This is a genomic window from Lysinibacillus sp. NPDC086135, from assembly GCF_044746345.1.
GTDB lineage: Bacteria > Bacillota > Bacilli > Bacillales_A > Planococcaceae > Lysinibacillus.
Map to the genome: position 1 here is coordinate 74,889 of NZ_JBIVCA010000012.1, position 24,676 is coordinate 99,564.

Sequence of the window (24,676 nt, forward strand, 5' to 3'; positions counted from 1 at the left end):
ACGGAGCTACTGGAGCTACTGGGGTGACTGGAGCTACTGGCATTACTGGCGCTACTGGCGCTACTGGCGTTACCGGAGCTACTGGCTCTACTGGCGCTACTGGCGTTACCGGGGCTACTGGCGCTACTGGCGCTACTGGCGCTACTGGCGTTACCGGAGCTACTGGCATTACTGGCGCTACTGGCGTTACCGGGGCTACTGGCGTTACCGGGGCTACTGGCATTACTGGCGCTACTGGCGTTACCGGGGCTACTGGCATTACTGGCGCTACTGGCGTTACCGGAGCTACTGGCATTACTGGCGCTACTGGCTCGACTGGCGCTACTGGCTCTACTGGCTCGACTGGGACTACCGGACCAGCATTTACAGAAGGTTTCTCAGCATTTAATAATGCTATAACAGTAAGCGCCTCTACTACAATCACTAACTGGAGTGTTGCTGCTCCATATTTCACAACACCAGCATTCAATCCAACGACCGGAATTTTCACTGTTCCAACAACTGGAAGATATGCTTTTGAAGCTACAATCAACTACTCTACTGCTGCAGCAATTACCATAAGCTTAGGGGCTGGCATCAATCCATCATTTGCTATTCGACAAAACGCTACAACAAATTTAATAAGCGGGCTATTCCCTTTATTAAATGTAAATATTATTGCCGTATTGACTTTACGTGCTGTCCTTGGTAATGGGACGGTAACATTGGCTGGAGAAGTCGATTTAAATGCAGGTGATACCATTGATTTATTCTACAATGCTAACGGTTTAACAATAGGGCTTACTCTTGGGGGAGCTAACTCTGGCGGTATTGTATGGTCATGTCACCGAATTTCATAGCATTAAGATCTTTACTGGGAAAGTAGAAACTTACTTTCCCAGCTTTTAATTTGAGATATCTAACTTGTGCAATCATTTGTACTTTGCCACATCAAACTTCAAAAATAAAAAAAGTAGTACAAACATTGATCTTCAAGTTTGTACTACTTACTGATAACTATTTATTTCTTACAAATCCGCAAACATTTCCTTCAACATTTCTTCAGCAACATTTTTACCTTGCTCAACGCACTCAGGTATTGATATTCCTTCGAAGGAGCTCCCTGCGAGCTTTACAGCGGGAAAATGTTCACGTAACTCTTGTTTTGAACGCTCGACCTTCGCCTCATGTCCTACCGTATATTGTGGCATGGCATTTTTCCAGCGGGAAACTACAGTCATTAACGGTTCTCCATCTACACCAATTGTTTTCATTAAATCCTGCAATACAGTCTTTTCAATTTCTGTATCAGATAACGCAACAATTGCCTCATCGCCCACTCGGCCAATATAACTGCGTAACAGTACATAATCATCTGGTGTTGTACCAGGCCACTTGCGGTTAATCCACGTACAAGAAGTTATTGAAAAATCACTATTTCGGGAGACAAAAAATGATAACGCATCTAGATCACCTAACTGATCTTTTTTAAATGCCATTGTCACAGTAGCAATAGTTGCTGCCTTCATCGTACTCAATTCATTTAATAACTGGTGTTTACTGAACATTTTTCTTGCCACATTAAATGGTGTAGCAATAATAACAGCATCTGCTTTTAATTGTGTAAAATTGTTGAACAAAACTTGGACTGTACCATCCTTACCATGTTCAATTTCCTCAACTTTAACACCCTTCATAACTATCCCAGGAAGTAGTGATTCTTCAAGTTTTTCGATAAGTGTCTCGAGACCATTATTAAATGTTTGAAAAATCCCCTTATCTTTCGTATTGAGTTTGTTACTTAAAAAATTCGAACCAGACTTTTTCATACCAATCAGTAGGCTACGATATTTTTGCTCTAATCCATAGAGCTGTGGGAATGTTGAGCGCATGCTTAACTGCTCAATATCACCAGCAAATGTTCCAGCAAGTAATGGTTCTACTAAATTTTCTACAATTTCAGCACCGAATCTTCTTCTAAAAAATTGCCCTAATGGTTGGTCATCGTTCTGTGCAGAACGAGGGATGAAAAAATCCCCCGCCGCACGAACTTTCCCGCTAAGTGAAAACAAACCTGATGTAATAAATGACGTGACATGTGGTGTTGCTCCAGACAAAAGATTGCTAGGGATTGGATACAATTGACTACCGACGGCAACGTAAGTCGGACCTGTATTGCTTGTAATCATTTCCTGTTCAATGCCTAAATCCTTTGCCAAAGCATATACATAATTCTCACGATCAAAAAAAGATTCTGGACCGCGTTCGATAATAAAGCCATCTTTTCTCAGTGTTTGTATTTTTCCGCCAAGACGTAATGACGACTCGACAAGTACGATATCTAACGGCAATTCTTTTGCGCTTGCTTCTTTTTGCAAATAGAACGCAGCTGTGAGGCCAGTAATGCCACCGCCTACAACAACTACCTTTCGTCTTTTTTGAGTCACCAACATCATCACTTTCTTTTCGCTTAGCTTAATTTTTTATGAATGGCATCAACCATTGCATCAATAAATAACGGGTGTGTATTTGGCATTGCTGGACGATAATATTTCGCGCCAAGTTCATCACAAACAACTTTACATTCATAATCATTGTCATATAAAACTTCTAAATGTTCTGTTACAAAGCCAACTGGCGTATAAACGAACGAATGGAAGCCCTTTTGCTCATAAAGTTCACGCGTTAAGTCCTGAACATCTGGACCGATCCATGGCTCAGGTGTTTGCCCTGCTGACTGCCAGCCAACTTCTACATTGTTTACACCTGTCGCTTCTCTAATTAATCGAGCCGTCTCAATTAATTGATCTTCATATGGATCGCCTAGCTCCTTAATTTTCTCTGGAAGTGAGTGTGCAGACACGATTAAACATGCTTTTTCACGTTCTTCTTCTGACATTGCATTAAACGTTTCATTTACTTTCATTTTCCAATACTCAATGAACTTTGGTTCATCATACCAAGATTCTACAGAAGTAATTGTTAATCGATCTCCAGCCGCTTCTGTTGCACGACCATTATATGATTTAATAGAGAACGTTGAGAAGTGAGGAGCTAACACGATAGAAACCGCTTCTTTAATACCTTCCGCTACCATCCCTTCTACAGCATCTTCAATGAATGGGTGGATATGCTTTAATCCGATAAATAATTTGTATTCCACATTATCTTGCACTTCATTTAAACGTGCACATAAAGCCTCAGCCTGCGCTTGAGTAGCAGCAGCAAGTGGCGATAAACCACCGATTGCTTCATAACGACTGCGTAAATCTTCTAAATGCTCTTCTGAAGGTTTGCGACCGTGGCGAATATGCGTATAGTAAGGTTCGATGTCTTCTTCTTTATAGGGTGTTCCGTATGCCATAACTAATAAGCCTTTAACTTCTTTCATTAACCTTTTCACCTCTAAATAATAGTTATCTTTAATCGTGCGTAATGTGACAAAAAGAAGCTGTCCAATTCATTAGGTTGGACAGCACCCTTTCTACGATGAAATCAAGATATCATTCATAAAAAAGAAATATGAGCGTTAATATCCTGTTCACATCTATATTAAGAGCGTGCTTGGATTTGTTGAGCACTATACTCATGAATAAGAGCTGTTAAACGTTTTAACACTTCTGGGTCTACCTCTGGGAATACACCATGACCTAGGTTAAAGATATGCCCTGGCATTTCTAAGCCTTGATCGATAATATCTTTCGTGCGTTTTTCAATAATTGACCAATCAGCAAGTAATAGCGATGGATCTAAATTGCCTTGTACTGGTTTAGTAATTCCGTTTGCACGTGCTTCTTTAATTGGTAAACGCCAATCTAAGCCAACAACATCAACCGGTAAATCATTCCACTCTTTCGCTAAATGACTTGCACCGACACCAAACTGAATAAGTGGCACATTTTCTTTTTTCAATTCTGCAAAAATACGTGTCATAATCGGTTTAATGAAGACACGATAGTCTTCAACATTTAAAGCACCAACCCAAGAGTCAAATATTTGGATAGCTTTTGCTCCCGCTTCTACTTGAGCAGAAATATCAGAAATAATCATGTCAGCCAACTTGTCCATTAAAGCAAACCAAGCTTGAGGCTCTGATACCATAAATGACTTTGTTTTATTATAGTTTCTTGAAGGACCACCTTCAATCATATAGCTTGCGAGAGTAAATGGCGCACCTGCAAAGCCGATTAGAGGTACATTCAATTGTTCCGCTGTTAACATTTTTATTGTTTCTAAAACGTATGGTGTATGTTCTTTCCCATTGAATTCGCCTAGTTTTTCTATATCAGCGATTGAGCGAATAGGATTTGAAATAACAGGACCTACGCCTGCTTTGATTTTCACATCTACCCCAATACCAGGGAGTGGAGTTACTATATCTTTGTATAAAATTGCCGCATCAACATTGTAATTTTCTACTGGTAATCGCGTTACATATGCACAAAGCTCAGGTTGAAGTGTAATTTCCTCTAAAGAATACTTTTCTTTAATCGCACGATATTCTGGTTGAGAGCGTCCTGCTTGTCGCATATACCATACTGGTGTATGTTCAGTTCTTTCTCCTCGTGCAGCACGTAGAAGAGTATCATTAAAAGTTGTCATGAATAGTTCCTTCCCCTCAATAAAATTCATATCGTAAAATTCTCTTGTTTATTTCATTATTATTGATATCCGTTTTCAATAGTAAACGCTTCCTCTGTTATTGTATAGTTTTCATAGTGAAATGTCATAAAATTGTTCTTTCTAAGGGATTTCTTTTTTGACAAAGCTTTAGACTTCCACTTAAATGGAGATAATCACGCTATATTAAGAAAATTCATAAGGAGGTCAATTTTATGTATATTTATTTAACTTCTGGTACAGGTGATTTTTTAGAACAGTTAAAGAATAAATATCCAAACGAGGCAATGATTTTAATACACGGAGAAGGGAACTCTGTGCTTATACACGAAACTGAAGGAAAATCTGTCTTTGCCACACCTCGTAAATTCGAAGTATTAGATTCAGTAAATGATTTAGAAGAACGCGGCTTTTTTGTATTCAACAATATTCCCGTTACAGATGAGGGTCGACCAGTTTTTGAACATCGCTTTTTAAATCGAGCGGGCGCTATAGAAGATGAGCCAGGTTTTGTAGCATTTCGACTACTTCGTCCATTAAATAGTGAAACATACATTGTCATGACACAATGGAACGGCCCTCATTCGTTTGAAGCATGGAAAAGCTCAAAAGCCTTTGCATCCGCACACGCTGAACGTAAAGAACCAACAGGTGTGAATCAGCAAAATATTTTCTCAGCAGCCTCATATGTCACAACCTATAACGCAGCTCCAAAAGAAGAAAACGAGTATTAGTTGAAGCGTGCAGGAATTCACTGCTTTCCGCGGGTATCCCGAGTGCGCGGGTATTCACTGCTCTCCCGGAGTATTCACCGGGTGCCCGGGTACCCCCGCTGCTCTTCGAGTATCCCACTTCGATTCACGAGTATTTTCTGCACTTCTGCGGATATCCCCCGGGTGTGCGCAGGTATTCGCTGCACTTCCGGAGGGCATTGTCCAGAACGTGGAGAATTCATTACTCTTGCTTAGAATATCTTTTACAAGAAGTACTGAACCACTGTTTTCCAGTTTGTGAAACTATTATGTTATTAATAAAAATCTAGGATAATCTGTTTAAGGAGGTTTTACTGTGAACCAACGTCTACTCGAAAAGATTGATAACCATTTTGATGAAATGGTGGCGATTCGTCGTCATCTACATATGCATCCAGAGCTGAGCTTCCAGGAGCAAGAAACCGCTAATTATATTATTCGTTTTTATAAAAATCTAGGCGTACCGGTTGAAGCTAATGTCAGTGGCTACGGTTTAATTGCACGGATTAAAGGAAGCAAGCCTGGCAAAACAATTGCTTTACGAGCAGACTTTGACGCACTGCCTATACAAGATGAAAAAAACGTACCATACAAATCAACTGTGGCTGGTGTTATGCATGCTTGCGGACATGATGGACATACAGCTACTTTGCTAATCGTCGGTAAGCTATTGTGGGAAATGCGCGATGAATTAGCAGGAGAATATGTACTAATTCATCAGCATGCTGAAGAGGCTGATCCAGGCGGAGCGATCGGGCTGATCCAGGCTGGAGCTTTGAATGGCGTTGATGCTATTTTTGGTACACATCTATCTTCTAATCATCCAACAGGCATGATTGGCTACCGCGTCGGTCCAACGATGGCTGCTGTTGATAGTTTTGAAATGAAAATTCGAGGTCAAGGCGGGCACGGTGCTCATCCGGACCAAACAAAGGATGCGATTGTTATTGGCTCTCAGCTTGTTATGAATTTACAACAACTTGTGGCACGTCGAGTTGATCCAATCGAATCGGCTGTTTTATCAGTTGGTTCATTCGTAGCATCTAATGCTGACAATATTATTGCCGATACAGCCTATTTAAATGGTACAATTCGAACATTTGATAAAGATGTTCGTGAAACGATGGAGCGTGAGTTTAAACGGGTTATCCAAGGTACTGAAATTGCGCATGATTGTACAATTGAACTGGATTATCGTCGTGGCTACCCTGCTGTTGTAAATCATGAGAAAGAAACATTATTTGTGCGTACTATCGCTCAGGATATTTGCGATGTTACTGAAGTAAAAGCAAGTATGGGGGCTGAAGATTTCTCTTACTACTTAGAGGAAAAACCAGGTACTTTCTTCTTTACAGGAGCCAAACCAACTGAATATGCACCACATCATCATCCAAAATTCGATATAGATGAAAAAGGTATGCTCATTGCTGCAAAGGTATTATTAACAGTAGCACTAGACTATCAATTAGTAGAATAGAAAATAAAGCTCATTTCTCCAAGTCTGTTATTGGAGAAATGAGCTTTTGATTTGAAATTAACCATTATCAAGGTTTTGAGACCTTAGCAGTTAATTCACTGACAACCAGTATAATAATAAAAGTTACATAAAACATTGGCTGTGTGATACTACATAGACCAACTATAATTGCTTGAGAGATCATCGCAAGACGTACAATTTGATTGACCGCTACCTTGCGTGCTTCATCAGGTAACGGATAAAGCATGTCCATGCGGAATTCACCGCTTGATAATAAAGCCTGCTTTAATTGAATAGTTGTAGCAAAGCTCAATACACCTGCAACAATCCATGAAACGACAGGGATATCTACAAAGGCTGCAATAACAGCTGAAATCACGGTTAAACGGAACCATAAATAAAAATGATCATCTGTTCGGATGAATGTACGGAACACCAAGTACTTTTGAGTATTATCCTTGTTGTATGGCACAAATTTGTAAAGCCAGTCAAGCCAACCTCGACGACGGATGCTACCACGTAGATGTGGAACGTCTGTGAAATAATTAGCAAAGCGATAGAAGCTCATCATGCGATTTTGTTCAAGCTTCACAAAATGCTCGTATGGGACAGGTTCACCTGTGCATTTTTTTCTAAATATTACAATATACACGCTCCCAATTGCTACAGCAACAATCGCTAAAATAAGCTGCATATGAAGCCCCATGTACACAGCCACACTAAAGATAACAGCTCGAATCAGCCTGTCCACCCAGATCATTTGACCGCGTTCACTATACCGAAAGCTAAATTCACCCTGAACGCTCAAATACTTCAATATAATAATAAGTAGGAACACTGACCAAATTTCAAATGTAGTTAATTCAGTAACAGTCTTTAGTAAAGGAATACTAACAATATAAACAATTGCCACAATCCACACCTGTGACCAAAACGTCCACGCTAAAGCCTTTTTGAAATACTGCGACATTTTTGATTCTAAAGGTAATAAATACACTTGGTCTGGCTCTCTCAAAAGTGAAGTCGGACGACTAAATGCCAATAAAATCCCTACAAATCCTGCGATTAATACCTCTGCTGGAAAATCAGACTGTACGACTTTCAGCCATTCACTATATTGATAGCCCCCTGCTCCGATAAGAAATACTAGTACTATCGCTAAATGCCCTGTAAAAATAAACCGCATATATTTTTGCACTTCACCTATATAGTGCATGAAGCGAGAGGACCAAACATCACGCAAGTTCTTCATGGTCGCGCTCCTTTGTCATTGCAATATATAAATCATCCAATGTCGCATGTGGCATCGCAAATGCCTTGCGTAAATCCTCCATTGTTCCTTGTGCTCGCACACGTCCTTCATGCAATAAAATGATACGGTCACAATGCTTTTCAGCGGTCGATAAAATGTGCGTGGACATTAATATAGAAGCGCCCTCTTTTTTCTTTTCATCCATCTGATCAAGCAATGATTGAATACCAAGTGGATCGAGCCCTACAAAAGGCTCATCAATAATGTAAAGACTTGGATTGACTAAAAAGGCACACATAATCATAACCTTTTGACGCATTCCCTTTGAGAAATGCGAAGGGAACCAATTAAGTCGCTTTTCCATTCGAAATTCTTTTAATAATATTTGTGAACGAGCTGCAAGTGTTGCTTCATCTAGACCGTAAGCCATTGCGGTTAATTCTAGATGCTCACGTAATGTTAGCTCATCGTACAATACAGGTGTTTCAGGAATATAAGAAAATGCTGTACGATACTTGTCCGTATTTTCCTTTAACGTCACACCATTTAAACGAATGTCTCCTTCTTTTGGAAGCATTGTTCCGATGATATGCTTAATCGTTGTACTTTTACCAGCGCCGTTCAAACCTATTAAGCCAACAAGCTCTCCTTTTTCAATCGTAAATGATAAATCTTTAATAACAGGCTTTCTTGTATAACCACCTGTCACATGTTGTACATCTAATACCGTCATGCCCTCACTCCTCTTCTAGTTTATATTTTATCAAAAATTAGCAAATGATACAGTTATGAGTATGATAGAATGTACTTACATATAAAATAAGGAGGAATTTTCAAATGAGCGATTGCCTATTTTGCAAAATCATTGAAGGATCTATTCCAAGTACAAAAATTTATGAAGACGAGCATGTCTATGCATTTACTGACATTTCGCCTGTAGCAAAAGGTCATACACTATTAATTCCAAAACATCACTGTAAGGATCTATTCGAAATGCCTGAGGATGTAGCTCGTAATTTATATGCAGTAGCACCGAAAATTGCAAATGCTATTAAGGCGGCTTTTCATCCAATCGGACTTAATACAATTAATAATAATGGTGCTGCAGCTGGACAAACTGTTTTCCACTATCACTTACATTTTATTCCGCGTTACGATGAAAAAGAAGGCTTGGGCTTAATTTGGCAAACACAAAAATATACACCTGAGCAATTAACTGAAGTTGCTGAAAGCATTAAAGCTAACCTTCAGTAATTGAGCCTAATTGTCAGAATTGTCTATTGCATTTTTGAAATTTATAGCGTACAATCACAAATAAGTTTCGCTAACGGTCATGAGGACACGTTAGGAGACAAAAAAAGATTAGCATAGTCGAGGAGAGATTAGAAATGAATACAAAAAATTTAGTATTAATGGCCCTTTTAGTTGGTGTTGGTGCTACCCTTTACGTGGTCACACCAGGTATGGTAAATGGCATGAAGCCTGATTTCATGCTAACAATGATGTTTATCGGCATTTTATTGTTCCCTACCATTAAAGAAACGTTCTTACTTTCTTTAGCAACAGGGGTACTTTCAGGATTGTTTACAACATTTCCAGCTGGCCTTGTTCCAAATATTATCGATAAAGCAGTAACAGGCTTTGTCTTTTTAGCTGTCTTAATGGTGCTGAAAAAATTGGCAAGCAATTTTGCAGTATCTGCTGGCTTAGTTGGTTTAGGAACAATTTTATCTGGAACTGTCTTTTTAACAGTCGCACTTTTTGTATTCAATGCAAATGTTGGTGCAACATTCGCTGTTCTGTTTGTAGGCGTTGTATTACCTGCTGTAGTATTTAATGTTATTGCTTTTGCAATTATATATCCTATAGTTGCAAAATTAGTGAAGCGTTCTAAATTCCAAACAGCTATTTCAATTTAATAAAAATGCAGTTCATCTTCAAGGAAACTAAACTGTGATTGAAAATCACTCGTTTAGTTTCTTTTTTCTTTTTGTATTCATGCATTTCATGGTTTAATAGTAGATAACACATGATCATTACAGAAATGAGGTATTTAAAATGAAAGCAAAACCATTTTTATTTGGACTGGCAGCCGGGATTGTCGGCGGTACAATCGCTGTACTTTTTTCAGCTCCTCAATCAGGACAACAGCTACGTGCTAATTTGCGAGCAAACGCTGCAAGCACAAAGGACAAGCTTTTAGATGTAAAACAGCAAGCAGGCACAGTTAAACAATCCGTTAATTCACTCACAAATGAAATGAAAAATAATATACCACTAATAATAAATGATTTAAAACAAACTATTACTACATTTACTGAAGAAATCGAGCCATCAAAAAATAACTTACAACAAGAAATAGAAGCATTACAGAATTCAATAAGCGAAATCGAGAAAAACGTTGCACAATTTACAGAAAAAAAGGAAAGAACGCAAGAAAAAAGTTAGCGACTAAAGTCCTTATATCCTGATAAACAAACTGCATTTTTATCAAATTCAATCTACACAATATTATTTTTTAACCACTTTTCAATTTTTTAATTTTTCTAACTTTAAACTTTTTTCCTTTATTGCTATAATATTTTTAAAATGTTAAAGAAAGCAGTAGGTGATGGCTTTGTCAGAGGAATTATACACTCAAAAAGAAGCGATGCTTTATAGTCAAAGAATTGCGCAATTATCAAAAGCCTTATGGAAAGCAGTGGAGAAAGATTGGCAGCAATGGATTAAACCCTACGATTTAAATATTAACGAACATCATATTTTATGGATTTCGTATCATTTAAAAGGGGCTTCAATTTCTGATGTGGCAAAATTCGGGGTTATGCACGTTTCCACAGCATTTAATTTTTCTAAAAAATTAGAAGAACGTGGATTCCTTAAGTTTTCAAAGCGAGATGACGATAAGCGTAATACGTACGTTGAGTTAACAGAAGCAGGTACAGAACTTATTGTTGAAATGAATAGTAATTATCATAATACGTATCATTCTGTGCTAGAAGGCTCATTAGCTTTAAAGGATCTATACGGTCGCTTCCCAGAATTTTTAGATGTTATGGCTGTTATTCGCAATATATACGGCGAGGACTTCATCGACATTTTCGAGCGTTCCTTCCAGCACTTCCGTGAGTCCTTTGATAAGGTAGAAGAACGTCCAACTGTAAAAGGATGAAAGTGATAATAGTAGGCTTTAAGGCTCGGCTGTTCGTAATCTGAGCTTAATGGCCTTAAAAGCTATAAATCATGCTAAAAGAGGTACTTCAGAAATTTTTCTGAGATACCTCCTTTTTCTTGCATTCTAGCATAATTCAATTTACATTAGATAGGACCATTCATACTACGGAGTTGATAATCATGCATTGTTGGAAAATTTTAAATCTTGAACATCATTACGGAACAACGCGTATTATGATCATGGCTGTCTTTGCTTTTTTAACTGTATTCTCTCTTTCCTATGTAACGTTTAATCTATTTAATGATGAGCACTATACAGATCGTTTGTTTTGGCTCTTTGTAATTGCTGTATTTGCAATCTATCCAATCCACAAATGCTTACACTTTCTAGCATTGTATGATTTACGTCAACATTTAAAATTGCGTGTGCGTACCCAATTTTATGTTATTCCTGTTCTACACATGCGTATCCGTGAACCTTTATTGAAAAATCGTTATATTTTAGCTTTACTCACACCATTTATTGTTTTAAATACAAGCATTATATTAGGTACACTGTTATTCCCTGCGTATACACATTACGGCACATTACTTTTAGCTTACCATTGTAGTCTATGTGTAATTGATATTCTATATGTGAAATATTTATTGGATTCGCCTAAAGACTCCCAAATTGAGGAGACGCCTAAGGGCTATGAAATTTTAGTGCCACCTACTATTCACTAAATTGCTTGTACTTGTGTTTTATTGACGTTTTTTGTTATGCTATTAATACTGAAAGAGGGGAGGAATAGACTTGCTGTTAATGATTGTAGTTCTATTCTCGGTATTCTATTTATTTCAAATAAACCGCATGACTTATGCGCTGTGCATGCGACGTGAAATTCCCGAAGAAAAACAACCAAAAGTATTCCGAACTATAAATATACTTATTACAATATTACTTGTCTCATTTTATATTGAAGTTTTATATGCTGTTTAGTAGATCAATTATGCCTCGGCAAAATTGCGTCAGGAATCGGCTTTTTGCAAGCACAAAACCGATTCCGCCGGAAAGAAAAAGGCATCCACTTCCTTTTGGACACCTAATGTGATAACTCGGTCTGACCAATCATATTTTGTAACGTCACCTAAAATGCGGTGCGGATGCCTTACATTGTAAAAAAAGCTAAGGACGTTAAATCCTTAGCTTTTCGTCATTTTTATTAATTAGTATAGGAACGCTGCACCAACGATAATTAATAAAATAAACAACACAACTAATAAAGCAAAGCCTGAGCCGTAGCCACCGCCACCATATCCTCCGCTGCTCATAACTTCACCCCCTTTCTTTTCTATATCCTATGCGCTTGAAAATTTGAAATATAGGCTATACTCAAGGGGGGAACCATTTTGTTTTTAAAACGTTTATGTTATAGTAAAAAATGGACGAAACCATTGTAAGGAGAGAATATCCACTATGAAAAAGACAGTTTTATCTTTAACATTAGCTGCCTCGGTATTAGCGCTTGGAGCTTGTAGCGGAGGGGACAGTAAAACAGTTGTTACTTCTAAATTAGGTGACATTTCAGGCGCTGACTTTAATGAATCAGCAAAAAATTTAGCAGGTGCTCATGTAGTTCAACAAATGGTGACTGAAAAATTACTATCTGATAAATATAAAGTATCAGACAAAGAACTTAAAGAGGCATACGACACTACTGCTTCACAATTAGGTGATGAATTTGACCAAGCTCTTGTTCAATATGGCTTAACGAAAGAAGGCTTTAAAGAGACTTTACGTGTTCAGCTTCTTTCAGAAAAGGCTTTAAAAGATAAAGCTTTTACAGAAAAAGATGTAAAAAAACATTATGAACAAATGAAAACGGAGTTAAATGGTCGTCATATTTTAGTTGCAGATGAGAAAACAGCTAAAGAAGTGATTGCCAAAATTAAAGGCGGCGCAAAATTTGCAGATGTAGCAAAAGAATACTCAACTGATACTGGCTCTGCTGACAAAGGTGGAGAGCTTGGTTGGTTCTCTGTTGGTGCAATGGTAGATGAATTTAATGATGCTGCTTATGCCCTTCCTGTAAAAACTTTAAGTGAACCAGTTAAAACAAGTTTCGGTTACCACGTAATTGAAATTACGGAAAAGCGTGATGTTAAAGGTGTTGGCTCATTCAAAGACGAAGAAGCAAATATCCGTTCACAAATGCTAGCTAAATTAGTGAACACAGGTCAAGATAAACAAGTTCTTAAAGATATCCTTGCAAAAATGGCAAAAGATGCAGATGTAAAAACTTCTGATAAAGAATTAGAACCTGCTATCAAGGATCTTACAACAACAAGTGAAGAGCAAGCTAAAGCGCAAGAAGAAGCTGTTAAAAAAGCGCAAGAAAACGCTGAAAAAGAAAGTAAAAAAGATACTGACAAAAAGTAATCTGTTATCTTACTATATGAAAAAGGGTTACGCTTATACAGGCGTAACCCTTTTTATATACAAAAAGTATCTTGAAAACACATACTCATTTTGAATAAAGTTTACTCAAAATGAATCCTCTTTCCTTTTTTACAAAGGTATTAGAGGTTTAGCCTTCGTCCCTTTACTAAGGAGCTCATCTATGACCTATCCCCAGCCTCGAATCCACTCAACTACGAAACCTCAAATCTACATTTATTTAATAGACGGCTTATAAAACGATCGATTATCAAGCGGAAATAATCGTTCAGTAAATTCTCCCGGTGCTGTTTTGCCTAATGCTCGTGCTAGCATGTTCATCTTTGCATCAATATTATCAATATAATGTAAGATTTCCGCTTCTTGAATCATCGGTTTTTTCGGACTGCCCCATTCTTCTTTACCGTGGTGAGATAGCACCATATGTTGCAATAGCATAACTTCCTCGCCCTCGATCTCTAGTTCACTAGCAATCTTGGCAATTTCATTGACCATAATCGTAATATGACCAAGTAAATTCCCTTCAACAGTATACATAGTTGCAACTGGCCCTGATAGTTCAACAACCTTACCGATATCATGCAGAATTATCCCTGCATATAACAGATCTCGATTTAATGTAGGATATAAATCAGCAATTGCTCTTCCTAGTCTTAACATTGACACCATATGATCCAAAAGACCAGATGCATAATCATGATGATTTTTCGTTGCAGCTGGATATACTAAAATAGCATCCTGATGTTTTTTAATAGCTGCACGTGTAATTCGAGAAATATTTGGATTTTTAATATCAAAGAAAAATTGCGTCAATTCTTCATATAATTCTTCTTTTGGAGTTGCTGAGGAAGGAACTAAATCATTAATAGCAATTCCCTCCTCCGGTTTTGCTACACGGATTGATTTTATACGCAATTGGTTTTTGCCACGGTAGTCATGAATTTCCCCACCTACACGGACAATTGCCTCAGCGTGATACAGTTTTTCATGATCATCATTTGTATCCCATAGCTTTGCCTCAATATCTCCACTTTTATCTTGTAATAACAGTGACATAAATGGCTTTCCAACTGTGGTAACTCCTTTTGTCGCCTGTTTAATTAATAAAAATTGATCAACTGATTCTCCAACCTGGAGCGTCGTAATACCCTTCATGTTGACGCCACTCCCCTTTCATTTGCTAGTGCTCCAACATTGACTATTTGGTCTTTCTGCCAATGCTCGAGCATCCCGTCATGGCAAGTAAAATATAAAATTTGACGTTCATATCCTACTTCTTTCATTAATTGTACCATTTTGTCTGTACGGTTTCGATCAAAATGGACAAAAGGATCGTCCATAATAAATGGAAATGGAGCAGAAGTTGTCAGTGTTTTTGCTAGTGCCATGCGCAACGAAATATAAGCTTGCTCCTTCGTAGCCTGTGATAATTCTGCCATTTGATAACGTAATCCAGAAACATCCTGTGTAACAAAATAGCCTTCATCATTAATTAAAAGCTTATCGTAACGTCCACCTGTTAACAAATTAAATATTGTATTAACCTCTGTCAAAACATAGGGTAGTTTTTCTTCTCTTAGGCGGAACAATGTTTCATGAATCGCAGTAGCCAATGCCTTTTTTGTAGCCCATTGCCCTATTAGCTGTTGCAGCATTGATTTCTCCTCTTCAAACTGTTGCAGCAATTGACCATATTTCTCGTCATTTAGAAGATTCTCTTTTTGGATTTGTAGTGTCGCGCGTTGTTCTAGGCAATGATCTATGGCTACCTGCATTGCGCCACGCTCTTCTTCTAAAGCAAGTAGTTTTTCTTTAAGCTGTTTATCGTCTATTAATGATTGTTCGTTGTCTACATTCAGCGAGGCTAGCTGACTCTGAATGGCTTGAAGTTCTGTTGTTATTTTTTGTTGTTGCTCAAATTGTTCATGCGTTTCATAATAAGCCTTCTCTGTTTGAACATTCGCAGCATTATATAACTGAGTAATTTCAGACTCATAGCTGTCTATATGTGATTGAACTCCTTGAATTTTGGTCTGAAGGCTAGTCAGCTGCTCTTTTGCTTGTTGAGATATCTGTTGCTCCTGCTGTAAAGTAAGGAATGTATTACGTAAATGCATAAAGATTTCTTGCTCACTATACTCTACTTGTAAGACTCGCTGCGCTTGTTCTAGGAACTCGATTTTCTCCGCTTGTACCGTTTGTAGAAGAGTAAATGTACTCTTCTTTTTTGCTGCTAACTCTTGAGCACCGCGAATGCGCATAAACAGCTCTGGTAATAATGTTTTCGGTATATTCCCCTCTATCCGATAGCGCCTTAAAAAATGTTGAAGCGACTGAGTGGCCTCTTCACTCACCTGCTCAGCTCGCTGAATTTTATATTCAAGTTTCACATATTGACGTTCTTTTTCTTGCTGTTGCTCATTTACATGTAACAAGCGATCTTCAAGTTTTTGTTTTTTCTGCAGGATGGCTTGAGCAACATTTTCCTCCTGCTCTAACTCATGTATTTGCTGATTTTGTTGTTTACTCGGCGCTTCATGTGCTTGTCTAGCAAATTTCAAATAAAAAATAATGATCAGCGACATAACCGCTCCTACAACAACGACAGCCATATTTTTTTCCATAACACCATAAATAAATGAAAGCATACTTATAGCTAACACAATAAATATAACAACACTTGGTTGTTGTTGTTTCGAGCGTTGCGACCTTCCATAGCGCAATTGTTCAAGCTTTCCCTTACATTGAGGCCACTGTGCTAAAATATGTTCTTCCTCTGTAGATAATGACTCCTGTTGAAGCTGTTGTTTTAGTTGAGCAATTGTATCTAATTCTGCATGTAGTTGCTCCAACGAACGCAAATGAAATTTCAGTTCTTCTTCTGCTTCTTCTAATAGGCTTAACTGTTGTTGAAACTGTTCTTCTTGCTGTAATGACACTGTTTCCTCGAGCAAAATATCCTGCGCCGTTTTTTCCTGAACACCTAGCAAACGAAACTGCGCTTCTATTTCTTGCTCAATTAAATACAGCTCATCCATTAAGTTCTGTTCCTTAACAACTAACTGATTCCATGTTGCTTCCCTATTTAAAAGTCTAGACATTTCAGTAATAGCTTGCTCGTTCACCGTTAATTGAAGCTTTTTTTGTAGTTCCTGATACTGCTCGTTCAGCTGCTGCAATTGTAGTGTTTCATGCAAAAGCCGATCCTTTAATTGCTCATAACGTCGGATCCCTTCTGGCGGAAACTGCACATGTTCATAGCTTTTTCGCGTCTGTTCGAAAGCTTTTTGCTGTTTTAAAAGCGGCATAGCCTGCTGAAGAATTGTGAGCTGCTGCCAATTTTGCTGCTGTGTTTTTTGCTGACTATATAACTCTTCTAGCCTTTGATCGAGCTGTTGTAATTGTAATAATTTATCCTCAAAGGTCTGAATATTACCTTGTTCTTGTTTAATTGTGCGTTCTAGCTTTTTCACATGCTCCAATTTTTGATTAATGAGTGGCACTTTGCCTGTTTTTTTAAAAAGCTCACCAGCATCTTTGTCCATCTTCTTTTCTAGAGACGATAACTGTTGAATCCCTGTTGTCCCAGAGGCAAGCAACAAATGCGTGAGCTCTTCTTCTGACATTTTTTCAATGCCCTGTAGTTCATGTAATGAAAAGGAGAATATAGACTCAAAGGAGGCCTTTGAATAACCATATAATAGTTTTGCTAAAAGTTCGTCATGCCCAATTGTTCCGTCTTCTAGATAAACTGTGACGTCCCCAGCCGCCTTTCCTTTAATGCGTTCTATCGTGCATTGCCCATACGTTGGATGCCCAATTGTAAGCTGACCACCGAATTTAGTCGATACTTTCGGCTCATATTTGCGTTGTGTCTGCTGTCTCGTCGGAAATCCGAAAAGCATTTGTAAAATAAACTGTTGAATGGTGGTTTTACCCGCCTCATTCATACCATAAAAAACGGTAACTCCTTCGTGTAAAGTAATGGTGATGTTTTCATGCTTACCAAAGCCATATATTTGGATTTTTTGTATCGTTAGCATGTTATTCACACCCTTTGAATTTCTTCTGCTAATAATTCTTGCGCGTTGTGCATTAAATTTTTAATGTCCTGTTCTGTTAAAGGCTCGATCAGTCTTGCACCACCAGCATGTTGGTATAATTCCTTTAAAATATCCTTCCATTCAGAAATGACCCATTGCTCCATAAGATTCATCACCGATTCAGTCGCAGCAGTATGCTCATACAATACGGATGATTGATGTAACACAAGCTTTTGTACCCAGCACATCGGTTCAATCCCATCCTCAGCTTCTCGAATTGTTTCTAGCCATGCATCAACTGTAGCATGTTCAAATAAAGATTGTGATTGTTCATCTATATTTTTCAAATGCAGTTCAACAACAGATGCCCCATACTCTTGACGATTAAACATCAATGCTTCTTCACATTTTTTTAGGAGTTCATTTGCATGAAACACATTCGTACAATCCATCTCTACCGTATTATAAACAACAGCAGATGTAGGTACAAATTCCAAATCAGTAGAGGTTTGTGACAAGGTTACGTCATAGAAACCCTTTATCCCCTGCTCTTTCCGATGTCGGCTTTGAATATTGCCTGGATAAACAATCGGTGGATTTTGATGTAAAAGTTGTCGTTTATGAATATGCCCTAAAGCCCAATAATGATAGTTTTTTTCAAGAAGTTGATCCTTTGTGAACGGTGCATAAACAGCATGTGAAGTATCACTAGCTTCACTACCGTGAAGCATACCAATATGAATCGCATGCTCGTCCTGTGCAATAGGATAACTATCAATCATTGATTTCGTTATATGACGGTCACTATAGCTGAAGCCATAAATATTAACTTGCTGACCACGTATTTTTAATTGCACAACACTTGTTTCAGCTGGTAATTCATAAACGTTGCTCGGTAACGCAAAGCGGGTCCAAGCACCATTTAAGTGATCGTGATTACCATAGCTTAAAATGACCGGGATATTATGCTGAAAGAGCTTTTCCATTGCCTCTTGAAATCTTCTTTGTGCCTGCAAGCTACGATTTTCCCCATCATATATATCACCGACGATCAGTAAAAAATCAGGTTTCTCCTGAATAGCTTTTTGAATAATTTTATCAAAAGCTTCAAATGTACTTGTTCGAATCTTTTTGAAGTTTTGCTCTGGTAAACCAAATAAGCCCTTAAATGGACTATCTAAATGTAAATCCGCCATATGAAAAAAACGAATAGCTGACATCCAATCACCTCAAGTAATAAATAATCTATATCTTGTCGTCATTCTTTCATCACTCGCAATGCAGTAAATAATTCAGTACATTAGAGGATCATCACCAAAAACGTGTGGTTGATTTCCGTTCCGACTAGGCGCTTTGTAGCTGACGCTTCGCTTTCGCTACAGAAAACATTTGTTGCTGACGCTTCGCTTTCGCACAGAGCAAAGCTCCTTCGTTCCCCTATCGCTAATCCCCAAGGAGTTCACTCCAATCAACTTATTTCATAGTAGACGTTTTAACAAAAGTCATTCACAACTTTTGGTGATGAACCACATTAGAATCATTACTTCAATAATTTACCAACTGCTATTTATCTCATTTTTATAATGAGATATTCGTGAATCACGTCGAAACCGAATATTTGTTCTATTTTATCATACTTCACACTAGTTGAGAAATGTATTCAAAGAATGTTCATTAATAGTATTGCCTCAAATTTTCCACAACTTTCATAATTTATCGAAATTTTCGCTAGTTTTACCGTGAAGTTTATAAATCTTCTATGTATAATAGAATATATATTAAATAAAGGGTGGGGTTTGTATGGAGAATTATCGTTTTACAGCTTTTGAAAAAACTGGGGAAACATTATTTGATGAAACATGGACATTCGAAAACGATGAGGCTGCAAAAATCAGCGGTCTACAACAAATCGAAGAAAAAGGTGTTGCCAACAAAACTCATCGCCTTGTGAACTCCTCAGGTAAATTAATTTTATTTCATGTCTAAAAATAGCTATTAAAAGGCGCGTAGAAAAGCTTACTACGCGCCTTTTTACTTCTTTTAGCGGGTGTTTGGACGCCCACTGAAAGAAGTAGTTAAATTTATTTTCCTACAAAGGCAGGTGCTCTTTTCTCTACAAACGCATGGATTCCCTCTAAATGATCAGCCGTTTTACGCATCGCTGCTTGCCCCGCTGCTTCCATTGATAAAATACTCTCTAATTGCGGTAAATTTTGAGCATGAAGAATTTTTTTAGTCGTAATCATCGATGCAATTGGAGAAGCAAGCATTTTTCCGACTAGTTGGTCAGTAATCGCAAAAACAGTCCCATCTGGTGCAACATAGTCAATTAACCCTTCATCATGCGCTTCTGATGCAGTTAATACCTTGCCTTCCCAAATCATTTGTTTAGCTTTAACAGTACCAACACGTTCCTTCATAAAGAAATGACCGCCACCATCTGGGATGAGCCCTATACCTATGAAATTCATAGCGAGCTTACTATTTTCACATGCCACAACTATGTCAGCTCCTAACGCTAGACTAAAGCCTAATCCAGCTGACGCCCCATGAACTGCTGCAATGACGATCATCGGTAGCTGATAATATGCCTTGACAATACGCGTTAAATAAACCATTGCATTATTAATATCAAGTGGCTTATTTGAATCTAGCATCGCTTTAATATCGCCACCTGCGGAAAAGACCTTTCCTTCCCCACGAATAACAAGAATTTGTATTTCTTGTTCTTGCTGTAGTGCTTCGAAGCATTCTGCTAGTTCACGCATCATCACATCGTCCATGGCGTTCATGGCATGTGGTCGATTTAATGTTAATGTTGCACGGCGATCTAATTTTTCTAATGTAATTGTTGAAAATTCCATCCTAACACCCCCAAATATGAATAGTCATTCACTATCTATTATTCGTGTTTTTTTAGAAAACTCCTTCTCTCCTACGCAAAATAGCACTTGATAGGCTATCTTTAATTTCCCTCTGAAAGAAGTCTTCCACTTCTAAATGTGGAGGGGTGACAGCACCAGTGAGATGAATTTCGGTTAGGTGTAGACTAAAGAAGTCTCTTATTTTTGTCATGACATGATATAATCAGCTTTAGATAGATGAAAGGTTGTTATATCCCCGAGATATCAAAATCCATGAATACTTTTATTAGAAAATAAGGTATGAAGTGAGGTGATTTGATATGGCCAAAGCCTATAAGTTTCGTCTATATCCAACGCAAGAACAAGAGGAACTTCTTGCGAAAACGTTCGGTTGTGTTCGATTTGTCTACAACAAAATGCTTTCGGAGCGAAAAGAAATGGTTGAGCAGTTCAAGGACGACAAGGAAGCATTAAAGAGGCAAAAACACCCGACTCCTGCTAAATATAAAGAGGAGTTTGCATGGCTTAAAGAAGTGGACAGCCTTGCCTTAGCAAACGCTCAACTAAATTTGCAGCAAGCATACAACAATTTCTTCTCTGGTCGTGCGGAATTTCCGAAGTTCAAAAATCGGAAGTCAAAGCAATCCTATACAACCAATGTGGTCAACGGAAACATTATGCTGTTGGATGGCGCTATCAAATTACCAAAACTGAAACTTGTAAAAATAGAGCAACATCGGGAAAATACCGTCCCATCATCTCATTAAGTCTTGAACGGACGGTATCTCGCACTAAAACGGGTCCTGTTGTGGTCAAGTAAAGGAGTCCCTTTCTCTTTCTGAGCGTACGTTCTACTGTGATTGTGGGTTTGTAGCAGACAGAGACTGGAATGCCGCCATCAACATCAAACAAGAAGGATTGCGCCTATTAGCGTTAGTATAACAAAAGAACTTTTGGAACAAGAGGGATAGCTCGGTCAGTTTTCGTTGGCTACTAAAAGCAACGATGAGTCGAGAAGCCCCCACTTCAAAAACTGTTAGGTTTTAAGTGGTGGGTAGTTCACGGACGAATATTGATTTAAAGGTGGTTAATAATTGTGACACAGAAAGACTATCGTGTATTACTTTATTATAAATATATAGCTATTGAAGACCCTGTAGCATTCGCAGAGGAACATTTAGCAGTTTGTCAAGAAATCGGGCTTCTTGGCCGTATTTTAGTTGGATATGAGGGCATTAACGGAACGGTTTCAGGTACAGTCGAGCAAACTGATGCATATATGAATCATATGAAGGCAGACCCTCGTTTTAGCGATATTATGTGGAAAATTGATGAAGCTGAAGGGCATACCTTTAAAAAGATGCATGTACGCCCTCGTCGAGAGATTGTACACCTAGGTTTAAAAGATGATATCAATCCTTTAGAAATAACAGGGGATTATTTATCACCAAAGGAATTTATGGAGCGTATGCAGGAGGATAATACAGTAGTTATTGATGCGCGTAATGATTATGAATATGACCTCGGACATTTCCGTGGTGCGGTGCGTCCAGATATTGAAAACTTCCGTGATCTACCAGCTTGGATGGAGGCTCATAAAGAAGATTTTGCTGATAAGAAAATTTTAACTTACTGCACGGGTGGTATTCGCTGTGAAAAATTCTCTGGTTGGTTAAAACGTGAAGGCTATGGGGAAAGTGTAGGTCAGTTACATGGTGGAATTGCCACGTATGCTAAAGACCCTGAGGTAAAAGGTCAACTATGGGATGGACAAATGTTTGTCTTTGATCGACGTCGTAGTGTACCGATTAATCAGGTTGAGCATGTTATTGTCGGCAAGGATTTCTTCACTGGTGAACCGACAGAACGTTTTACAAACTGCGCAAATCCTGAATGCCATAAATTAATGCTTTGCGAGGAAAAGCATGAGGCCTTCTATATGCGTAGCTGTTCAGACGAATGTCGCCGCGCAAAACGCAACTTCTTCGTTGAAGAGAATGGTTGGACAAAAGAGCAGATTGAGGAACAAATAGTTAAAATCGCTGAAGTTCAAAATTCCTCTTTATAAGAAAAAAAGAGCATCATCCATTTGTGGTGATGCTCTTTCATATTTTTTGTTCATCTACCTTGTCTGTAAAGGGTAGTAATTGCGCATTTACCCTAAGCCAGGTATTTTTAGTACCCGAGCGATTTCACACGGTACCTGATCACTTTCTCGTCTTACCCGAGCACCCCTTTAGCTAAGTAACGCCCTACCTGTCGGCCACTAAATAAACAACCACCAACAAATGTCCCTTCTAAAGCACGGTAACCATGTACACCGCCACCGCCAAAACCACTAACTTCCCCAGCTGCAAATAAACCCGGTACAGGCTGATTATTTATTCCTAACACTGCACCATTCAAATTTGTCTGTAAGCCTCCTAATGTTTTACGCGTTAAAATATTTAAACGTACCGCAATAAGGGGCCAATTTTGGGGATCTAATATTTTATGAGGCTTCGCAACGCGCACAAATTTATCACCAACATAGTTTCTTGCGCCATGAATAGCATTAACCTGTAAGTCTTTTGTAAATTTATTGTCCATTTCACGATCCCTTGCTAAAATTTGCTCTTTAATTTTGATAAAATCAAGAAGATCATTGCCAGCCAGCTTGTTCATCCCTGCAACTAAATCCTTTAAATCATTAGCAATCACAAAATCCTCACCATGATTTTTAAATGCCTGAATTGGACCTGGCGCTCCTGGCAAAACACGTTTCAGAACATCACGAATACTTTTATTTGTTAAATCAGGATTTTGTTCAGAGCCTGATAATGCAAATTCTTTTTCAATAATTTTTTCAGTTAAAATAAACCAGGAGTAATCATAACCTGTTTTTTGAATTGCCTCTAATGTGCTTAACGTATCAAAACCCGGAAAATTTGGTGCTCCAAATCGATTGCCTTCTGCATCAAACCATAATGAAGAAGGGCCAGGCAAAATTCGAATGCCGTGATTTGGCCAAATAGGGTCCCAATTTTTCAAGCCTTCTGTATAATGCCACATGCGGTCTCGATTAACGATACGTCCTCCCGCATGCTCAGTAATTTCTAACATTCTGCCATCTACATAAGCAGGTACACCACTGACCATATTTTTAGGTGGTGTACCTAGTCGAGCAGGCCAATTTTTTCTGATTAAATCAAAATTTGCCCCTATCCCACCGCTCGCCACAATAACCGCTCCCGCTTCATAAGAAAATTCGCCAATACCTAGCCTAGAGCTTTTTTCACCGCGAATTGCATAGCTTTCAGCCAACACTGTTCCACTAATCCCTGTAATTCTTCCATCTTGTTGAATAAACTCATCTACTCGATGTCTTGGTTTAAAATCTATATATCCATCCTTTATGGCCTTTTTCACTTTTTCAGCAAAAGGCTTTACAATGCCTGGCCCAGTTCCCCAAACAACATGAAATCTAGGAACCGAATTTCCGTGGCCGCCTGCTAATGATCCACCACGTTCTGCCCAACCGACGACAGGGAAAAACTTAATACCTATAGACTTTAACCAACTATATTTTTCACCAGCTGCAAATTCAACATAAGCTTTGGCCCATTTATACGCCCACGAATCTTCATCCTCCAAGCGATCAAAGCCAGCGGTTCCTTGCCAATCTTGCCACGCAAGCTCTTTACTATCCTTAATACCAAGCCTTCTCTGCTCGGGTGAATTTACTAAAAATATACCGCCAAAGGACCAGAACGCCTGTCCTCCCATTGAATTTTCAGGTTCTTGATCTACTAAAACAATTTTTTTCTTTGCATCTGCTAACTCACAGGCAGCTACTAATCCTGCCAGTCCTGCACCGACAATTGCTACATCATACATCATTCAATACCCCCTAAAAATCAATCTTTCATTACTTACATTCTTCTCTAAAGGACCGTTTACCTTCTACACATTATAAATTTGACGAAAATGTGACAAGAAAAAACGTTCGCTTTCTTCTACTAAACAAAGAAAGTTTCTATTCACATAATCCATTTAACACCAATATATTTCCGTATAATTTTCGACCTCAAATATT

General features: G+C 38.4%; 22 protein-coding genes and 3 pseudogenes. 14 read left to right on the forward strand and 11 right to left on the reverse strand.

Annotated elements, in window-relative coordinates:
* Positions 1-839 (forward strand): annotated as a pseudogene (locus tag ACIPKN_RS16275) (collagen-like protein); the annotation flags it as partial.
* Positions 840-1,007: 168 nt separating this feature from the next.
* Here the strand turns inward: ACIPKN_RS16275 and hemY are convergent.
* The 3 genes from hemY to hemE form a co-directional block, all read right to left on the reverse strand.
* Entirely contained in the window at positions 1,008-2,435 is a 1,428-nt protein-coding gene (gene hemY / locus ACIPKN_RS16280) for a protoporphyrinogen oxidase (protein WP_400937985.1), read from the reverse strand.
* Between the two features lie 14 nt (positions 2,436-2,449).
* On the reverse strand, positions 2,450-3,370 hold the full coding sequence (hemH, locus tag ACIPKN_RS16285; protein ID WP_142509251.1) for a ferrochelatase: 921 nt from the start codon (positions 3,368-3,370) through the stop codon (positions 2,450-2,452).
* A gap of 161 nt (positions 3,371-3,531) precedes the next feature.
* Positions 3,532-4,581: a uroporphyrinogen decarboxylase gene (gene hemE / locus ACIPKN_RS16290; RefSeq protein WP_400937852.1), complete on the reverse strand. Its 1,050-nt coding sequence runs from the start codon at positions 4,579-4,581 to the stop codon at positions 3,532-3,534.
* 233 nt (positions 4,582-4,814) lie between these two features.
* Here hemE and ACIPKN_RS16295 point away from each other — a divergent pair, with 233 nt between their 5' ends.
* Together ACIPKN_RS16295 and ACIPKN_RS16300 are read left to right on the forward strand one after the other, a co-directional pair.
* Complete coding sequence (locus ACIPKN_RS16295; RefSeq protein ID WP_400937854.1) at positions 4,815-5,333, forward strand: antibiotic biosynthesis monooxygenase family protein; 519 nt, start codon at positions 4,815-4,817, stop codon at positions 5,331-5,333.
* 334 nt (positions 5,334-5,667) lie between these two features.
* Positions 5,668-6,828, forward strand: a complete 1,161-nt coding sequence (locus ACIPKN_RS16300) for an amidohydrolase (protein WP_400937856.1) — start codon at positions 5,668-5,670, stop codon at positions 6,826-6,828.
* Between the two features lie 67 nt (positions 6,829-6,895).
* Here ACIPKN_RS16300 and ACIPKN_RS16305 read toward each other — a convergent pair whose 3' ends face one another.
* Both ACIPKN_RS16305 and ACIPKN_RS16310 read right to left on the reverse strand, forming a co-directional pair.
* Positions 6,896-8,080 carry an ABC transporter permease gene (locus ACIPKN_RS16305; protein ID WP_400937858.1) on the reverse strand — a complete coding sequence of 395 codons (1,185 nt, stop codon included), beginning with the start codon at positions 8,078-8,080 and terminating at the stop codon, positions 6,896-6,898.
* A complete protein-coding gene (locus tag ACIPKN_RS16310) occupies positions 8,064-8,813 on the reverse strand; it encodes an ABC transporter ATP-binding protein (protein WP_100545040.1) in 750 nt (249 codons plus the stop codon). Before ACIPKN_RS16310 ends, ACIPKN_RS16305 begins: the two co-directional genes overlap by 17 nt.
* Positions 8,814-8,917: 104 nt before the next feature.
* Here ACIPKN_RS16310 and ACIPKN_RS16315 point away from each other — a divergent pair, with 104 nt between their 5' ends.
* From ACIPKN_RS16315 to ACIPKN_RS16340, 6 genes are all read left to right on the forward strand, one after another.
* Complete coding sequence (locus tag ACIPKN_RS16315) at positions 8,918-9,334, forward strand: HIT family protein (protein ID WP_132364016.1); 417 nt, start codon at positions 8,918-8,920, stop codon at positions 9,332-9,334.
* Positions 9,335-9,468: 134 nt separating this feature from the next.
* Positions 9,469-9,999, forward strand: coding sequence for a tryptophan transporter (locus ACIPKN_RS16320; RefSeq protein ID WP_400937862.1), 531 nt, complete (start codon positions 9,469-9,471; stop codon positions 9,997-9,999).
* A gap of 139 nt (positions 10,000-10,138) precedes the next feature.
* The gene (locus ACIPKN_RS16325; RefSeq protein ID WP_400937865.1) at positions 10,139-10,528 is read left to right on the forward strand and encodes a YtxH domain-containing protein; all 390 of its coding nucleotides are present in this window, start codon (positions 10,139-10,141) and stop codon (positions 10,526-10,528) included.
* Between the two features lie 163 nt (positions 10,529-10,691).
* On the forward strand, positions 10,692-11,252 hold the full coding sequence (locus ACIPKN_RS16330; RefSeq protein ID WP_132364123.1) for an HTH-type transcriptional regulator Hpr: 561 nt from the start codon (positions 10,692-10,694) through the stop codon (positions 11,250-11,252).
* A gap of 182 nt (positions 11,253-11,434) precedes the next feature.
* On the forward strand, positions 11,435-11,980 hold the full coding sequence (locus ACIPKN_RS16335) for a DUF3267 domain-containing protein (protein WP_400937867.1): 546 nt from the start codon (positions 11,435-11,437) through the stop codon (positions 11,978-11,980).
* Between the two features lie 70 nt (positions 11,981-12,050).
* Positions 12,051-12,236 (forward strand): hypothetical protein, encoded by a 186-nt coding sequence (locus ACIPKN_RS16340; protein WP_049668928.1) that lies wholly within the window; start codon positions 12,051-12,053, stop codon positions 12,234-12,236.
* A gap of 227 nt (positions 12,237-12,463) precedes the next feature.
* On the opposite strand, the gene ACIPKN_RS16345 is transcribed toward ACIPKN_RS16340, so the two are convergent.
* On the reverse strand, positions 12,464-12,568 hold the full coding sequence (locus tag ACIPKN_RS16345) for a YjcZ family sporulation protein (protein ID WP_082337661.1): 105 nt from the start codon (positions 12,566-12,568) through the stop codon (positions 12,464-12,466).
* A 145-nt stretch (positions 12,569-12,713) separates the two neighbouring features.
* On the opposite strand from ACIPKN_RS16345, the gene ACIPKN_RS16350 reads away from it, so the two are divergent.
* Positions 12,714-13,676 carry a peptidylprolyl isomerase gene (locus ACIPKN_RS16350; RefSeq protein ID WP_400937870.1) on the forward strand — a complete coding sequence of 321 codons (963 nt, stop codon included), beginning with the start codon at positions 12,714-12,716 and terminating at the stop codon, positions 13,674-13,676.
* A 234-nt stretch (positions 13,677-13,910) separates the two neighbouring features.
* On the opposite strand, the gene yhaM is transcribed toward ACIPKN_RS16350, so the two are convergent.
* From yhaM to ACIPKN_RS16365, 3 genes are read right to left on the reverse strand one after another with little or no spacing between them, the layout of a single operon-like run.
* Positions 13,911-14,849, reverse strand: coding sequence for a 3'-5' exoribonuclease YhaM (yhaM, locus tag ACIPKN_RS16355; RefSeq protein ID WP_142509242.1), 939 nt, complete (start codon positions 14,847-14,849; stop codon positions 13,911-13,913).
* Positions 14,846-17,737 carry an ATP-binding protein gene (locus ACIPKN_RS16360; RefSeq protein WP_400937872.1) on the reverse strand — a complete coding sequence of 964 codons (2,892 nt, stop codon included), beginning with the start codon at positions 17,735-17,737 and terminating at the stop codon, positions 14,846-14,848. Before ACIPKN_RS16360 ends, yhaM begins: the two co-directional genes overlap by 4 nt.
* Positions 17,738-17,742: 5 nt before the next feature.
* Positions 17,743-18,957, reverse strand: a complete 1,215-nt coding sequence (locus ACIPKN_RS16365; RefSeq protein WP_400937874.1) for a metallophosphoesterase family protein — start codon at positions 18,955-18,957, stop codon at positions 17,743-17,745.
* 580 nt (positions 18,958-19,537) lie between these two features.
* Here ACIPKN_RS16365 and ACIPKN_RS16370 point away from each other — a divergent pair.
* Positions 19,538-19,723: a YhzD family protein gene (locus ACIPKN_RS16370; RefSeq protein WP_079563325.1), complete on the forward strand. Its 186-nt coding sequence runs from the start codon at positions 19,538-19,540 to the stop codon at positions 19,721-19,723.
* A gap of 95 nt (positions 19,724-19,818) precedes the next feature.
* Here ACIPKN_RS16370 and ACIPKN_RS16375 read toward each other — a convergent pair whose 3' ends face one another.
* On the reverse strand, positions 19,819-20,601 hold the full coding sequence (locus ACIPKN_RS16375) for an enoyl-CoA hydratase (protein WP_142509239.1): 783 nt from the start codon (positions 20,599-20,601) through the stop codon (positions 19,819-19,821).
* Between the two features lie 320 nt (positions 20,602-20,921).
* Here ACIPKN_RS16375 and ACIPKN_RS16380 point away from each other — a divergent pair.
* The 3 genes and pseudogenes from ACIPKN_RS16380 to trhO all read left to right on the forward strand — a co-directional run.
* Positions 20,922-21,372: pseudogene (locus ACIPKN_RS16380) on the forward strand (RNA-guided endonuclease TnpB family protein); the annotation flags it as partial.
* A gap of 69 nt (positions 21,373-21,441) precedes the next feature.
* Positions 21,442-21,543 (forward strand): annotated as a pseudogene (locus tag ACIPKN_RS16385) (zinc ribbon domain-containing protein); the annotation flags it as partial.
* Between the two features lie 154 nt (positions 21,544-21,697).
* Positions 21,698-22,669 carry an oxygen-dependent tRNA uridine(34) hydroxylase TrhO gene (gene trhO / locus ACIPKN_RS16390; RefSeq protein ID WP_400937877.1) on the forward strand — a complete coding sequence of 324 codons (972 nt, stop codon included), beginning with the start codon at positions 21,698-21,700 and terminating at the stop codon, positions 22,667-22,669.
* A 152-nt stretch (positions 22,670-22,821) separates the two neighbouring features.
* Here trhO and ACIPKN_RS16395 read toward each other — a convergent pair whose 3' ends face one another.
* The gene (locus tag ACIPKN_RS16395; protein ID WP_142509237.1) at positions 22,822-24,480 is read right to left on the reverse strand and encodes an FAD-binding dehydrogenase; all 1,659 of its coding nucleotides are present in this window, start codon (positions 24,478-24,480) and stop codon (positions 22,822-22,824) included.
* Positions 24,481-24,676 lie beyond the last annotated feature (196 nt).